The organism is Pseudomonas sp. p21, from assembly GCF_001642705.1.
GTDB lineage: Bacteria > Pseudomonadota > Gammaproteobacteria > Pseudomonadales > Pseudomonadaceae > Aquipseudomonas.
Genome location: NZ_LWBV01000003.1, coordinates 785,569 through 799,990, shown reverse-complemented (window position 1 = coordinate 799,990; position 14,422 = coordinate 785,569). Strand labels below are relative to the sequence as shown.

14 protein-coding genes are annotated in these 14,422 nt (G+C 63.6%); 9 read left to right on the top strand and 5 right to left on the bottom strand.

Annotation, left to right across the window (positions count from 1 at the left end):
* Positions 1 to 109 precede the first annotated feature (109 nt).
* Together A4C63_RS13000 and moaA are read right to left on the bottom strand one after the other, a co-directional pair.
* Positions 110 to 1,009: a bestrophin family protein gene (locus A4C63_RS13000; protein WP_063912988.1), complete on the bottom strand. Its 900-nt coding sequence runs from the start codon at positions 1,007 to 1,009 to the stop codon at positions 110 to 112.
* A 20-nt stretch (positions 1,010 to 1,029) separates the two neighbouring features.
* The gene (gene moaA, locus A4C63_RS12995) at positions 1,030 to 2,034 is read right to left on the bottom strand and encodes a GTP 3',8-cyclase MoaA (RefSeq protein WP_082888321.1); all 1,005 of its coding nucleotides are present in this window, start codon (positions 2,032 to 2,034) and stop codon (positions 1,030 to 1,032) included.
* Between the two features lie 340 nt (positions 2,035 to 2,374).
* On the opposite strand from moaA, the gene A4C63_RS12990 reads away from it, so the two are divergent.
* On the top strand, positions 2,375 to 4,705 hold the full coding sequence (locus A4C63_RS12990; protein WP_063912987.1) for an FdhF/YdeP family oxidoreductase: 2,331 nt from the start codon (positions 2,375 to 2,377) through the stop codon (positions 4,703 to 4,705).
* A 115-nt stretch (positions 4,706 to 4,820) separates the two neighbouring features.
* On the opposite strand, the gene A4C63_RS12985 is transcribed toward A4C63_RS12990, so the two are convergent.
* Complete coding sequence (locus A4C63_RS12985) at positions 4,821 to 5,282, bottom strand: Lrp/AsnC family transcriptional regulator (RefSeq protein WP_063912986.1); 462 nt, start codon at positions 5,280 to 5,282, stop codon at positions 4,821 to 4,823.
* Positions 5,283 to 5,374: 92 nt separating this feature from the next.
* On the opposite strand from A4C63_RS12985, the gene A4C63_RS12980 reads away from it, so the two are divergent.
* Positions 5,375 to 6,556 (top strand): PLP-dependent aspartate aminotransferase family protein, encoded by a 1,182-nt coding sequence (locus tag A4C63_RS12980; RefSeq protein WP_063912985.1) that lies wholly within the window; start codon positions 5,375 to 5,377, stop codon positions 6,554 to 6,556.
* Between the two features lie 123 nt (positions 6,557 to 6,679).
* Here the strand turns inward: A4C63_RS12980 and A4C63_RS12975 are convergent, their stop codons facing one another.
* A complete protein-coding gene (locus A4C63_RS12975) occupies positions 6,680 to 6,916 on the bottom strand; it encodes a YdcH family protein (protein WP_063912984.1) in 237 nt (78 codons plus the stop codon).
* 117 nt (positions 6,917 to 7,033) lie between these two features.
* On the opposite strand from A4C63_RS12975, the gene A4C63_RS12970 reads away from it, so the two are divergent.
* The 5 genes from A4C63_RS12970 to A4C63_RS12950 all read left to right on the top strand — a co-directional run bounded on the left by A4C63_RS12970 (position 7,034) and on the right by A4C63_RS12950 (position 11,760).
* Positions 7,034 to 7,399, top strand: coding sequence for a 5-carboxymethyl-2-hydroxymuconate Delta-isomerase (locus tag A4C63_RS12970; protein ID WP_063912983.1), 366 nt, complete (start codon positions 7,034 to 7,036; stop codon positions 7,397 to 7,399).
* 164 nt (positions 7,400 to 7,563) lie between these two features.
* The gene (locus A4C63_RS12965; RefSeq protein ID WP_063912982.1) at positions 7,564 to 9,201 is read left to right on the top strand and encodes a phosphoethanolamine transferase; all 1,638 of its coding nucleotides are present in this window, start codon (positions 7,564 to 7,566) and stop codon (positions 9,199 to 9,201) included.
* A gap of 200 nt (positions 9,202 to 9,401) precedes the next feature.
* Entirely contained in the window at positions 9,402 to 10,535 is a 1,134-nt protein-coding gene (gene rnd / locus A4C63_RS12960) for a ribonuclease D (RefSeq protein ID WP_063912981.1), read from the top strand.
* Positions 10,532 to 10,825 (top strand): YcgL domain-containing protein, encoded by a 294-nt coding sequence (locus tag A4C63_RS12955; RefSeq protein WP_063912980.1) that lies wholly within the window; start codon positions 10,532 to 10,534, stop codon positions 10,823 to 10,825. Before rnd ends, A4C63_RS12955 begins: the two co-directional genes overlap by 4 nt.
* Before the next feature lie 2 nt (positions 10,826 to 10,827).
* A complete protein-coding gene (locus A4C63_RS12950) occupies positions 10,828 to 11,760 on the top strand; it encodes a D-2-hydroxyacid dehydrogenase (RefSeq protein ID WP_063912979.1) in 933 nt (310 codons plus the stop codon).
* A gap of 114 nt (positions 11,761 to 11,874) precedes the next feature.
* Here A4C63_RS12950 and A4C63_RS12945 read toward each other — a convergent pair whose 3' ends face one another.
* On the bottom strand, positions 11,875 to 12,468 hold the full coding sequence (locus A4C63_RS12945) for a nitroreductase family protein (protein WP_063912978.1): 594 nt from the start codon (positions 12,466 to 12,468) through the stop codon (positions 11,875 to 11,877).
* A 144-nt stretch (positions 12,469 to 12,612) separates the two neighbouring features.
* On the opposite strand from A4C63_RS12945, the gene A4C63_RS12940 reads away from it, so the two are divergent.
* Together A4C63_RS12940 and A4C63_RS12935 are read left to right on the top strand one after the other, a co-directional pair.
* Positions 12,613 to 13,062: a YcgN family cysteine cluster protein gene (locus A4C63_RS12940; RefSeq protein ID WP_063912977.1), complete on the top strand. Its 450-nt coding sequence runs from the start codon at positions 12,613 to 12,615 to the stop codon at positions 13,060 to 13,062.
* A gap of 41 nt (positions 13,063 to 13,103) precedes the next feature.
* Positions 13,104 to 14,312, top strand: a complete 1,209-nt coding sequence (locus A4C63_RS12935) for a hypothetical protein (protein WP_063912976.1) — start codon at positions 13,104 to 13,106, stop codon at positions 14,310 to 14,312.
* Positions 14,313 to 14,422: the final 110 nt, after the last annotated feature.

Genomic DNA, 14,422 nt, shown 5'->3' with positions numbered 1-14,422 from the left:
TTCGCGGGTAAACCCGCTCCCACAGGTAACGCGCAGGGTTCGAAACCTGTGGGGGCCCTGTGGGAGCGGGTTTACCCGCGAAAGGGCCGGCACAGGCCACTGCATTCGGTCAGCTCAATACATGGTCTACAGGCAACAACGCCGGCGGCAGCTGTTGTTCTCCCAACCCCGCCAGCACATCGCGCTCCACGGTCCGTACCATGGCATCGGTCGGCAGGTCGTTCTCATCGCGCCCGAACGGGTCCTCCAGTTCGTTGCCAATCGCATCCAGCCCGAAGAACGTGTACCCCACGATGGTGGTGAACAGCGGTGCCAGCCAGCCCAGAGGCTCGGCCAGGGCGAACGGCAGCAGCAGGCAGAAGATATAGATGGTGCGATGCAGCAACAGCGTGTAGGGGAATGGCAACGGTGTGCCCTTGATTCGCTCGCAGGTGGCCTGCACTTCGGTCAGACCCACCAGCCGCTGCTCCAGCAGGCTGTAGCGCCAGTCACTGATCTGCTGCCGTTCAGCCAGCCGCGAGCAATGCCCGCCAACTTCGCGAAGGATAGCGTCGCATACATTGTGCGGGCTGATCACCTCGGGGTGGGCCAGCCAGGGCCGGGCGGCGGCCAGTTCATCCTCGCTGCGCAGCCGAGCATTCAGCGCATGGGCAAAGCCGCACAGGCTGCGCAACAGTTCGGCACGCAGGGGGGCGTCGGTAATCACCAGGCTTTCGCGCACGAACGAGCGGGTTTCGATGATCAGCTTGCCCCAGGCCTTGCGCCCCTCCCACCAGCGGTCATAGCAGGCGTTGTTGCGAAAGCTCATGAAAATCGACAGTGACAGGCCCAGCAAGGTGAACGGGGTGGCGCTGACCGGGTAGAAAAACGCCGGGAAATGCCGCTCGACCAACACGATCAGCGCGGCCAGCAGGGTGACCGTCAGGCAGCGCAGGGCAATGCGCTTGACGATCGATCCCTTGAGGGTGAACAGCACACGCAGCACATCGGGGGTGGGATGGACGATCATGGAAATCCAGGGACGGCTGCCTAGCCGCCGGTCATGTTCATGAAACGCAGGATCTGCACGTCGCCACCGACTTCGAAGTGATGGCGGTAGGGCTTGAGGTGCAACGAGTCACGAATGGCCTTTTCCAGGCGTTCGGGGTCGCCGGGGTGGGCGCGCAGCACCTGTTTCAGGTCCACCGAGTGTTCATTGCCCAGGCACAGCAGCAGGCGGCCTTCGACGGTGAGGCGCACGCGGTTGCAGGTGGCGCAGAAGTTGTGGCTGTGTGGCGAAATGAAGCCGACCCGAATATTGGCAGCTTCGGCCAGGCGCCAGTAGCGGGCCGGGCCCTGGGACGACTCGGTCGACTCGACCAGGGTGAACTGCTCGGCCAGCAGCGCGCGTACTTCATCGCTGGAGCAGAACGACTCGCCGCGTTCATGTTCGCTGATCACGCCCAAGGGCATTTCTTCGATGAAGGTGATGTCCAGCTCGCGGTCGATGGCAAAGCGCACCAGGTCGACCAGTTCATGGTCGTTGCGGCCCTTGAGGACCACGCAGTTGAGCTTGGTGCGCTTGAAGCCGGCCTGGCGGGCGGCGTCGATGCCGGCGATCACCTGGTGCAGGTCGCCGGTGCGGGTCAGTTGCTTGAAACGGTCGGCGTCCAGGCTGTCGAGGCTGATGTTCAGGCGCGTCACGCCAGCGTCGAACAGCGGCTGGGCCAGGCGCCCGAGTTGCGAGCCGTTGCTGGTCAGGCACAACTCGCGCAGGCCGGGCAGGGCGGCGATGCGCCCGCACAGGTCGACGATGCCCCGGCGCACCAGAGGCTCGCCACCGGTCAGGCGAATTTTGCTGGTGCCAAGGGCGACGAAGCGCTCGGCCACCTGGAACAGTTCCTCGAGGCTAAGGATTTGCTGGCGTGGCAGGAACTGCATGTCTTCGGCCATGCAGTACACGCAACGGAAGTCGCAGCGGTCGGTGACCGACATCCGCAGGTAGTCGATTTTCCGGTTGAAGCCGTCGATCAGGGCCCGGCTGTTCTGTTCCACGTTCGCGCTCGAATGGCTTGGGACTTGAGTCCAAGCTATAACCTGGCCGCAGGGCCGTCAAATTGCTTTGTCCGACCGATTGATCGATGGCCTCTATCATGGCTGCAGGCCACGTATTTCATCGCGTCGCCCAATTCGCGGGTAAACCCGCTCCCACAGGTAAAGCGCAGGACTCGAAACCTGTGGGGGCCCTGTGGGAGCGGGTTCACCCGCGAAGGCCGTGACGCGGTTCCAGCCCATGATCGAAACCGCCTATCACCCCGTAAGATCTTTCGATTGGACGGCTCTACCCCACGCTCCATAGGCTGAAAAAAAGCATCGAAGCGTGAGGATTCACCGCATGAGCCAGGACCAACATATCAGGGACTACAAGGGCGCCGCCGCCGGCTGGGGTGCGCTCAAGAGCGTGACCAAGAGCTGGCTGGGCAGCGACAATGCCTTCAAGAACCTGCGGGCCATGCTCAAGACCAACCAGAACGGCGGCTTCGACTGCCCCGGCTGCGCCTGGGGCGAGTCGCCGGAAAACGACATGGTCAAGTTCTGCGAAAACGGCGCCAAGGCGGTCAACTGGGAGGCCACCGGCCGCTCGGTGGACCCGGCGTTCTTCGCCAGGTACAGCGTCAGTGCGCTGGCCGAGCAGACCGACTACTGGCTGGAGTACCAGGGCCGCCTGACCCACCCGATGCGCTATGACGCGGCCACCGACCACTATGTGGAAACCAGTTGGGAAGAAGCCTTCGCGCTGGTTGCCCAACATTTGCTCGCACTCGAATCGCCCGACCAGGCCGAGTTCTACACCTCGGGCCGGGCCAGCAACGAGGCGGCGTTCCTCTACCAGCTGTTCGTCCGCGCCTACGGCACCAACAACTTCCCCGACTGCTCGAACATGTGCCATGAAGCCAGCGGCGTGGGCATGTCGGAAACCCTGGGCGTGGGCAAGGGCACCGTGGTGTTCCACGACCTGGAACTGGCCGACGCTATCTTCGTCATCGGCCAGAACCCCGGCACCAACCACCCGCGCATGCTCGAACCACTGCGTGAAGCGGTGAAGCGCGGTGCCCAGGTGGTCTGCTTCAACCCGCTGAAAGAGCGCGGCCTGGAGCGCTTCCAGCACCCGCAGCACCCGTTCGAGATGCTCAGCAATGGCTCCGAGCCAACCAACACTGCCTACTTCCGCCCGGCCCTGGGCGGCGACATGGCAGTGATGCGCGGCATTGCCAAGTACCTGCTGCAGTGGGAGCGTGAAGCCCAGGCCAATGGCGAGCCGGCGGTGTTCGACCATGCCTTCATCGCCGAGCACACCAGTGGCATCGACGCTTACCTGGAAACCGTGGATGCCACGCCCTGGGCGCACATCATCGAGCAATCGGGCCTGACCCAGGCCGAGATCGAACTGGCCGCGCGCATGTACCGCAAGGCCGAACGGGTGATCATGTGCTGGGCCATGGGCGTCACCCAGCACCGCCACTCGGTGCCTACCGTTCAGGAAATCGTCAACCTGCAGCTGCTGCGCGGTAACGTCGGCAAGCCCGGCGCCGGCCTGTCACCGGTGCGTGGCCACAGCAACGTGCAGGGCGACCGCACCATGGGCATCGACGAGAAGCCCAGGGCGGCACTGCTCGATGCCATTGAAAAACGCTTCCGGTTCCGCGTGCCGCGCGCCCACGGGCACAACGCGGTGCTGGCGATCAAGGCCATGGAAGAGGGGCGGGCCAAGGTGTTCATCGGCCTGGGTGGCAACTTTGCCCAGGCTACGCCGGATACGCCGCGCACCCATGCGGCCATGCGCAATTGCGCGCTGACCGTGCAGATTTCCACCAAGCTCAACCGCTCGCACCTGGTCACCGGCCGCGACGCGCTGATCCTGCCGTGCCTGGGCCGTACCGAAATCGACATGCAGGCCAGCGGGCCGCAAGGCGTGACCGTGGAGGACACCTTCAGCATGGTGCACATCTCCCACGGCCAACTGCGCCCGCGCTCGCCGCACCTGCGCTCGGAGCCTTGGATCATCGCCGGCATGGCCCAGGCGACCCTGGGCAAGCAGCCGATCGACTGGGAGTACGCTGTTGCCGATTACGGCCGTATCCGCAGCATGATTGCCGATGTGATCCCCGGCTTTACCGATTTCAACGAGCGCCTGCAACACCCGGGCGGCTTCCACCTGGGCAACAACGCCGCCGACCGTACCTGGCGCACGGCCACTGGCAAGGCGCGCTTCAGCCCGCACCTGCTGCCGGAGCAACTGGTGAATGCCAAGGTGCTGGCGCGTGGTGACAAGCCCGACCTGATCCTGCAGACCCTGCGTTCGCACGACCAGTACAACACCACCCTGTATGGCCTGGACGACCGTTATCGCGGGGTGTTCGGCCTGCGGGAAGTGGTGTTCGTCAACGAGGTCGACATCCGCCGGATGGGCTTCGAGCCAGGCGAGCACGTCGACCTGGTGTCGCTGTGGGAAGATGGCGTGGAGCGGCGGGTGTCGGGCTTCCGCCTGGTGGCGTATGACGTGCCCGAGGGGCAGGCGGCGGCCTATTACCCGGAGACCAACCCGCTGGTGCCGCTGGAAAGCTACGGCGAGGGGACCTATACCCCGACCTCGAAGTTCGTGGCGATCAAGGTGGAGAAAGCCAAGGCGGGGAACCGGATCGCGGCGGTGTTGGCCGCGGATTGACCGGTAGCCTGTGTTGGCCTCTTCGCGGGCTTGCCCGCTCCCACAGGGACCCCACAGTTTCAGCACTGTGGTACTCCTGTGGGAGCGGGCAAGCCCGCGAAGAATCCAGCACCGATCAGGAACGATGCACCGGGTAAGCCGTGGTGTACTTCATCTGCTCCATGGCAAAACTGGAAGTAATGTTCGACAGCCCATCAGTACTGGTAATCAGCTTCTTGTAGAACCGGTCATACGCCGCAATATCCCCCACCACCACCCGCAGCATGTAATCCCAGTCCCCCGACATGCGGTAGAACTCCATCACTTCCTCGAACCCGGTCACGGTCGCGGCAAACTGCTCCAGCCAGGCGCTGTCGTGGCGCTGGGTCTTGAGCTGGACGAACACCGTCAGCCCCAGCCCCAGCCGTTGCGGGTCGAGCAGGGCAACGCGGCCGACAATGTAGCCGTCCTCCTCCAGGCGCTTGACCCGCTTCCAGCACGGCGTGGTGGACAGGTTGACGGCCTCTGCCAGGTCCTTGAGCGAGATCGAGGCGTCGCGCTGAAGCAGGGTGAGAATGTGCTGGTCGAAGCTGTCCATATTGCATGTGGGCCGTGGAGAAAAATTTTTCACAGATTACCCCAAGGCCAGAAGATTTGGGTTGTGCGATAGTGGCAACTTTCATTCTGCCAATGGGCCTGACCATGTCCGACAAGCCGCGCAATTTCGCCACCCGTACCATTCACGCCGGTGAGCAGTTCAGCGTCGCCGATAACGCTATCTTTCCGGCGATCGTCACCGCCAGCTCGTTCACCAAGCGCAGCCTGGATGACAAACCGGAATACTCCTACAGCCGCGTCGGCAACCCCACCCGGCATGCCTACGAAACCTGTGTCGCCGCCCTGGAAGAAGGGGTGGGCGCGGTTGCCTGCGCCTCGGGTGTGAACGCCACCGCCACCGTGCTGGAGCTGCTGCCCAAGGATGCCCACGTGGTGGTGATGAACGGTGTGTACGGCGGTACCTTCCGCATCCTCGAAGACTACCGCAGCCGCACCTCGGGCCTGACCACCACCTACGTCGACCTCAACGACCTCGAGGCGGTGGCTGCCGCCATCAAGCCGGAAACCCAGCTGATCTGGATCGAATCGCCGACCAACCCTTTGTTGCACCTGGTCGATATCAAGGCTGTGTGCGACCTGGCCAAGGCGCGGGGCATCCTTACCTGCATCGACAACACCTTCTGCTCGCCATGGAACCAGCGCCCCATCACCCTGGGTGTGGACCTGGTGATGCACTCGGCCAGCAAATACATCGGCGGCCACTCCGACCTCACCGGTGGCGTGGTGGTAGCCGCCAATGATGCGCTGTTGGCGCGCCTGCGCCGCATCAGCATGGCGATTGGCGCGGTGCAGGGGCCGTTCGACTGCTATCTGGCCCTGCGCGGCCTGAAGACCCTGGATGTGCGCATGGAGCGCCAGTGTGCCAATGCCCTGCAGGTAGCGCGCTTCCTCGAAAGCCACGCGCAGATCGAGCAGGTGTATTACCCGGGGCTGGAAAGCCACCCGCAGCATGAGCTGTGCAAACGCCAGATGCGCAGTGGCGGGGCGGTGGTGGCGATGAAGGTCAAGGGCGACCGGGCCGCGCTCAACCGGCTGGTCGAGGCGCTGCAGATTTTCGTGCTGGCCGACTCGCTGGGCGGGGTGGAGAGCATGATCAACCACTCCTGGAGCATGTCGCACTGCTCGCTGAGCCCGGAGCAGAAGGGCGTGATGGGGATCAGCGAGAACCTGCTGCGGTTGTCGGTGGGGATCGAGGATTACCGTGACCTGGTCGAAGACCTGGATGGGGCGTTGAAGGCTGCGGCTGCTGTGTAAGGGCTGCTGGCCTCTTCGCGGGTAAACCCGCTCCCACAGGGACTCGGCTGCCATCAGGGCTGGCGCTGTACCTGTGGGAGCGGGTTCACCCGCGAAGAGGTCGGTGGATTCAATGAATTCCTGTCAGGATTTGGGCGGATGAATGATCCGTTCGATCTTGTCCTTGATCAGCAACCGCTCCTTGCGCAGGCGGTTGACGGCCTCGTCGTTGGTACCGTTGCCTTCGGCGGCGACTACCTCCTTGTCTTTGGCGTTGTATTCCTTGTGCAGTGAGTGCAGCGTCTGGTCCTTGTCGATGAGCGCCTGGAATGCATCAGCGGTAACGTGCAGGTCAGCGAGCAGATCATGCGGAACTGGCATTTCTTCACCTCTGTCGGGGGTTGGCGAATGGTTCTGACCTTTGAGGATAGTCGCCTTTGCGCAGGTAGGGGTCTGGGTTAGGCTGTCGCATCTCTCCCGTGACCCGGAACCTGCACCATGCCCCACCTGAACCTGGAATACAGCGACAACCTGCGCGAGCTCAAAGTCGACGTCCTGCTGCTGCGTCTGAACCACGCCCTGGTCGGCAGTGGCCAGTTCGCCGACGAGGCTGATATCAAAAGCCGCGCCGAAGCCTTCAAGCACTATCGGGTGGGCACCGCGCCAGGCGAGCGCGCCTTTGCCCATGTGCGCCTGGCCATCCTCAGCGGGCGCTCGCCCGAGGTGAAGACGCAACTGTCCGCCAGCCTGTTGGAGGTACTGCGTGAAGCCATTCCCGAGCAACCCGGGCTGGACATTCAGCTGTGCGTGGAAGTGCTGGACATCGACCGCGAGCCATACGCCAAGGCGCGCCTGCCAGGCTGAACAGTGCTGAATGAACTTCTTTTAATGTAGAAAAGGCGCCTGCTCACGAATTTGTTGGCGTCTTTTTCACAAAAAATTGATGGTGCGCTTTCTAGAGTTCAGCCAAATTTCCCCGGTGCCGCGCAGGCCCTTGGGCTGATAATCACTCTTGATTGCGAACACTAATGCTCAACTTCAAATCCCTGCGGACTGAATGGGTCACGCTGCTGGCCAGCCTTTACCTGCTGATCGGCTTCAATGTCTTCCTCTGGCAACACCTTGAACAGATCGTTCCGTCCGGTTTGCCGGGGCTTTGGCTGAGCCTGGCGTTTGCCGTGCTGATGTTGTTCGCATTCAACCTGATCCTTACCTTGTTCGCCTTCCGTTATGTATTGAAACCAATACTTGTCGTGTTGTTCATGAGTGGTGCGGGTGTGGCTTACTTCATGAACCAATACGGTGTACTTATCGACGCGGGTATGTTCCGCAATATGGCGGAAACCAACGTGGCGGAAGTGCGTGACTTGCTCTCGCTGAAGTTTGCCTTGTATATCCTGGGCCTCGGTGTAGTGCCTTCGGTGCTGTTGTGGAAGGCGCCGATCGCCTACCGCGCCTGGCACCGTGAACTGCTCGGCAAACTGGTGGTTGGCGGTGTCTGCGTGGTGGCCCTAGGCTCGGTGGCACTGATCAACTACCAGGGCCTGTCGTCGCTGTTTCGCAATCATCACGAACTGCGCCTGATGCTCACCCCCAGCAATATCGTGGGTGCCTCCATCGGTTATGTCAGCGAGCGCCTCGGTACTGCATCGCGGCCCTTCCAGCATTATGGCGAAGATGCCAAGCGCGATGCCGCCTGGCAAAAACATGAACGCAAGTCGCTGACCGTGCTGGTAGTGGGCGAAAGTGCGCGGGCAGACCACTTCGGCGTGCTCGGCTACAACCGCGATACCACGCCGAACCTTGCCAAAGAGCAGGGCCTGCTGGCGTTCTCCGATGTGCACTCCTGCGGCACGGAAACCGCCGTCTCGGTGCCGTGCATGTTCTCTGGCATGAAGCGCAAGGACTACGATGCCCGCGTGGCGAAGAACCGCGAAGGGTTGCTGGACATCCTCCAGCGTTCCGGCCTGGCGGTGCAGTGGCGTGACAACCAGTCGGGCTGCAAGGGCACCTGCGACCGTGTGCAGTTCATTGATGTCAGCAACCTCAAGGACCCGCAGCTGTGTGCTGATGGTGAATGCCATGACCAGATCCTGCTGCAGGGCCTGGGTGAGCTGATCGACAACCTCGACAAGGACACCGTGCTGGTGCTGCACCAGATGGGCAGCCACGGGCCTGAATACTTCAAGCGCTACCCCGGCGCCGACCAGCGCTTTGCCCCGGTGTGCCAGAGCAACGCGCTGGACCAGTGCAGCGAGCAGGAAATCATCAACGGCTACGACAACACCCTGGCCTATACCGACAAGGTGCTGGCCTCGCTGATCGACACCCTGCGCAGCAAGCAGGACAAGGTCGACACGGCGATGATCTACCTGTCCGACCATGGCGAATCGCTGGGTGAGTACAACCTGTTCCTGCACGGCACGCCTTACGCCATCGCCCCCGAGCAGCAGAAGCACGTGCCGCTGCTGACCTGGTTCTCCGACAGCTACAAGGAGGACTTCGGCGTCGACACCGACTGCCTGGCCAAGCTCAGCGATGCGCCGCTGTCGCAGGACAACCTGTTCCACTCGATGCTCGGCCTGTTGCAGGTGCACACCGAGGTCTACCAGCAGTCGCTGGACATGTTCGCCAGCTGCCGGCCGTGGCTGGCAGCCAAGCGCTGAGTCGAAGCGCGTTCCATACTTGGGCTTGCGCGGTCTTTGTGGGAGCGGGCATGCCCGCTCCTACAGGGATCGCGAAGCTTGCGGATATTGCGCACTGAACATGCACAACAGCACCACTGATCGATATCAAGGATGGCCCGGGTTTCACCAGCAGTGCCCGCGCCGTATATACTGCGCGCCAATGTTAGTGGGAGAGCCTCGTGGCCATCGAAATACACTGGATCCGTGACGACCAGAGCCTGGCCGAACACTGCCGCGACTGGCACCAGCTGCCCTTTGTCGCCGTCGACACCGAATTCATGCGGGTCGACACCTTCTACCCCAAAGCCGGGCTGATCCAGATCGGCGACGGCAAGCGTGCCTTCCTGATCGACCCGCTGCTGATCGGCAACTGGCAACCCTTGGCCGAACTGCTGGATGACAGCGGGGTGGTCAAAGTGCTGCACGCCTGCAGCGAAGACCTCGAAGTGCTGCTGCGCCTGACCGGCAAGCTGCCACAGCCGCTGTTCGACACCCAGCTGGCCGCCGGTTACCTGAACCTGGGCTTCTCCATGGGCTATTCGCGCCTGGTGCAGGAAGTGCTGGGCATCGAGCTGCCCAAGGGCGAAACCCGCTCCGACTGGTTGCAGCGCCCACTGTCCGATACCCAGGTCAGCTATGCTGCCGAAGATGCCGTGCACCTGGCCGAGCTGTTCACTGTGTTGCGCCCGCGCCTGAGTGACGACAAGTACGCCTGGGTGCTGGAGGACGGCGCCGAGCTGGTGGCCGCATTGCGCCGCGAAGTCGAGCCCGAGAGCCTGTACCGCGACGTCAAGCTGGCCTGGAAGCTGGCCCCCCAGCAACTGGCAGTGCTGCGTGAGCTGTGCGCCTGGCGCGAGCGTGAAGCGCGCAACCGCGACGTGCCGCGCAACCGCATCCTCAAGGAACACTCGCTGTGGCCCATGGCCAAGAGCCAGCCGAACAACCTGTCGGCGCTGGCCAAGATCGACGAGATGCATCCGCGCACCATTCGTCAGGACGGTGAGTTCCTCATCCAGCTGATCAAGCGTGCCGCCAGCCTGCCAGCCGAGCAATGGCCCCAGGCCTTGCCCGAGCCTTTGCCGATCGAGGCCGCCGGTATCCTCAAGCAGCTGCGTGCCATCGGCCAGGCCGAAGGCGAGCGGCTGGGCATTGCCCCCGAGCTGATGCTGCGCAAGAAAGCCCTGGAAGCGCTGCTCAAGAGCGGCTACCCCAATGGCCCCTATCAATTGCCCGATTCGCTGCGCGGCTGGCGCCGTGAGCGTATGGGCCAGGCCCTGCTGGACAGCCTGGCAGGCGCCGGAGAGACCCGATGAAACGCATTTGCTCTATCTACAAGAGCCCCCGCAAGAACGAAATGTACCTTTACGTGCTCAAGGCCGACGGCCTGGAGCGCGTGCCCGAAGGGCTGCTGCCGTTTTTCGGCACGCCCATGCATGCCTTTGACCTGGTGCTGACCCCCGAGCGCAAGCTGGCCCGCGAGGACATCGCCAAGGTGCTGGAAAACCTCGACAACCAGGGTTACCACCTGCAGATGCCGCCGCCGGAAGACGACTACATCGAGCACCTGCCCGAAGAGTTGCTGCGACGTAACGACCCGGCCTGATCATGCGAGTACTGATTGCTGAGCATGATCATGCTCGATACGCCGAGATTTTGCGCGCAGCCGCGCCTGAACTGGAAATCCTCACCAGCGGTGACTCCGCCGAACTGGCCCTCCAGGCGCCGCAGTGCCCGGTGTGGCTGGGCCAGCCAGACCTGCTGGCAAGCCTGCTGCGCCAAGGCCACAAGCCGGGCTGGATGCAGTCCACCTGGGCCGGTATCACCCCGCTGCTGGCCGAGGGCCTGCCGCGAGACTATCGCCTGACCCGCGCCGTGGGCATCTTTGGCCAGGTGATGGCCGAGTACATGCTCACCTACATGCTCGGCCATGAGCGCGAGGTGCTGTCGCGCCTGGTCAGCCAGGTGGAGCGGCGGTGGGATGATCGCCCGGGGCGTACCCTGGAAGGGCGCAAGGTACTGATCGTCGGCACTGGCGACATTGGTCAGCGGGTGGCCGAGTTCCTGCAGGCGTTTGGCGTGGTGCTGTATGGCGTTGCCAGCAGCGCCCGCGAGCAGGCGCCGTTCGTCGAGGTAGCGGCGCTGGCCGACCTGCCGCGTATGGTTGGCCAGGCCGACTACGTGCTCAACCTGCTGCCCGATACCCCGGCCACCCACGACCTGTATGACGCGGCGCTGTTCAAATGCTTCAAGCCCACGGCGCTGTTCATCAATGCCGGGCGTGGGGTGGCGGTGGTCGACGCCGACCTGGTCGAGGCGCTGAAGGAAGGGCACCTGGCGGGGGCGGTGATCGATGTCTGCCGGCAGGAGCCACTGCCCAGGCAGCATCCGTTCTGGACGGCGTGGGGCCTGCTGCTGACCGGGCACAGCTCGGCGCCCACCTCGCCGGCGGCGATGGTGCGGTTGTTTGTCGAGAATGTGCGGGCGTTTGCGGCGGGGCAGGCATTGCGTGGGGAAGTGGACTTCGCCCGGGGCTACTGATTGTGTAATGCCTGTGCCGGCCTCTTCGCAGCACAAGGCTGCTCCTACAGGTTTTTCACTGTGCTGTAGGAGCAGCCTTGTGCTGCGAAAAGGCCGGTACAGCCAATGCAAGGCTTACAGGCTGAAATCACCCTCAGCCGCCAGCTCGCTCAGTGGCTTGCGCGGGCTTGGCACTTCACGCGCCTGCAGGGCTTCGTTCAGGCTGGCCTTGTCACCCAGCTTGCCGATCGCCACCATGGCATGCAGCACGTAGCCTTCAGGAACCTTCAACTCCTGACGCGCCAGTGCCTGGTCGAAACCGGCCATGCCATGGGTGTGCCAGCCGCTGAGGCTGGCTTGCAGGGCCAGGTGCCCCCAGGCGGAGCCGGTATCGAAGGTGTGCCACAGCGCCGGTTTTTCTTCCGTGGCGCCCGGGGCGGCGTAGGTGGTCTTGGAAATCACCAGCACCAGTGCCGAAGCCTGTTGCGCCCAGCTGCGGTTGGCCGGCACCAGCAGGTTCAGGTAACGCTCCCAGTTCGGCGTGTCACGGCGGGCATAGAGGAAGCGCCAAGGTTGCGAGTTGTTCGCCGACGGTGCCCAGCGTGCGGCTTCAAGGAAGCTCAGCAGGGTTTCTTCGCTGATCGGCTCGGCGGTGAAGGCGCGTGGCGACCAGCGGTTGATGAACTGCTCGTTGATGGCGTAATCGGCAATGCGGGGGTTGGCGCTCATGGCGGCTCCTGCAAAAGGACGGGAAACGCGCACGCTACTGCGTCGCGTCGTGACTGACAAGCGGTCTGGCTTTGCCGCAGGCCAGGCTCTAGACTGGCGCCGCCGCGCGCCGTGGCCCCAAGATGAATGCAGGAAACCCGTGTCATGATCGCTGAAAACGCGCCGTTCTGGCGGCGCAAGACCCTCGAGCAACTCAGCCCGCAAGAGTGGGAGTCGCTGTGTGACGGCTGCGGCCTGTGCTGCCTGCAAAAGCTCGAGGACGAGGACGACAACAGCGTCTATTACACGCGCATCGCCTGCAAACTGCTGGATCTGGATACCTGCCAGTGCAGCGATTACCCCAACCGCTTCGCCCAGGTACCTGACTGCATCCAGCTCACCCCGGGCAAGGCCGACCAGTTCAAGTGGCTACCGAGCACCTGTGGCTACCGCCTGGTCAGCGAGGGCAAGGACCTGCCGGCCTGGCATCACCTGGTCTGCGGCGATCGCCAGCAGGTCCATGAACAGCGCATTTCCCAGTCGGGGCGCATGCTCAGTGAGCATGATGTGCACGAAGACGACTGGGAAGACCACCTGATCTTCCGCGCCAGCTGACCGGCGCGGCCCGCAGCCACGGGGAAACAAGGAGTTTCTGTATGCGTTGCCAGCTGTTGTTGCTGTTGGGCCTGATGGCCAGTTCGCCGGCCTGGGCGAAAAAGGTCGACCTCGACTATCAGGTGCGCCTGTTACCGGCCAGTGGCCAGGCGGAAGTCCGCCTCACCTTGGCCGAAGGCAGTGCCGTGCGCAGCCTGGACTTCGACCTGGGCAAGGCCGGAGCCTACAGCGGCTTCCAGGCTGATGGCCAATGGCAACAGCAGGGCCAGCGCGGCGTTTGGCAACCGGCGGTCGGCAAGACCAGCCTCAGCTACCGCGTGCAACTGGACCAGAAGCGCGGCAGCGGCGCCTATTCGTCGCGCATTACCCCGCATTGGGCGCTGTTCCTCGGCGACCAGCTGGTACCGCCTGCACGGCTCGACCAGCAGGATGGCACCGAGCTGGTCGCGCGTCTGGCGTTCGACCTGCCCGAGGGCTGGAAGAGTATCGAGACCTCCTGGCCGCGCATCGGCAAGGACAAGTTCCGCATCGACAACGTTTCGCGGCTGTTCGACCGGCCCACTGGCTGGATGCTTGCCGGCGACCTGGGCAGCCGCCGCGCCCGCCTGGGCGAAACCGAGGTCACCGTGGCCGCACCGGTGGGGCAGGGTATGCGGCGCATGGACAACCTGACCTTGCTGACTTTTGTCTGGCCGCAATTGCAGGCGGTGTTCCCGCGCAACCCGCCGAAGCTGCTGTTGGTCGGTGCCCGTGACGGCATGTGGCGCGGGGCCATGGCCGCGCAGGGCTCGTTGTACCTGCACAGTGCCCGGCCGATGATCAGCGAGAACGGCAGCAGCCCGTTGCTGCGCGAAGTGGTGCAACTGTTTGCGCAGATCCGTGGGCGTGATGGCAGTGACTGGCTGGTGGAAAGCCTGACCGACTACTACGCCAGCGAGTTGCTGCGTCGCTCGGGCGGGGTGAGTGATGACCGTTACCAGGCCTGGCAGGCGCGCCTGAGCAAGCAGGGCGCCAAGGTCACCCGGCTCAAGGGCGAGCATGCAACCCCGGCGCAGGTGGCGCGCGGGGTGATCTTGCTACAGGCGCTGGACAAGGAAATCCGCATCCACACCCAGGCCAAACGCTCGCTGGACGATGTGGCACGCGGGCTGATGCGCCTGCCAAGCGTGAGCACCGAAGACTTCGTGCAGATCAGCGAGAACGTGCTGGGGCGGCGCTCCGAGGTGTTGCAGAGCAAGGCGTTGCGCTAGGCCTCTCTATTGGCTGTGCCGGCCCTTTCGCGGGCGCGCCCGCTCCCACAGGTACGGCGAAGAGGCCGAAGCCTTGGTGATCCTGTGGGAGCGGGTTTACCCGCGAAAGG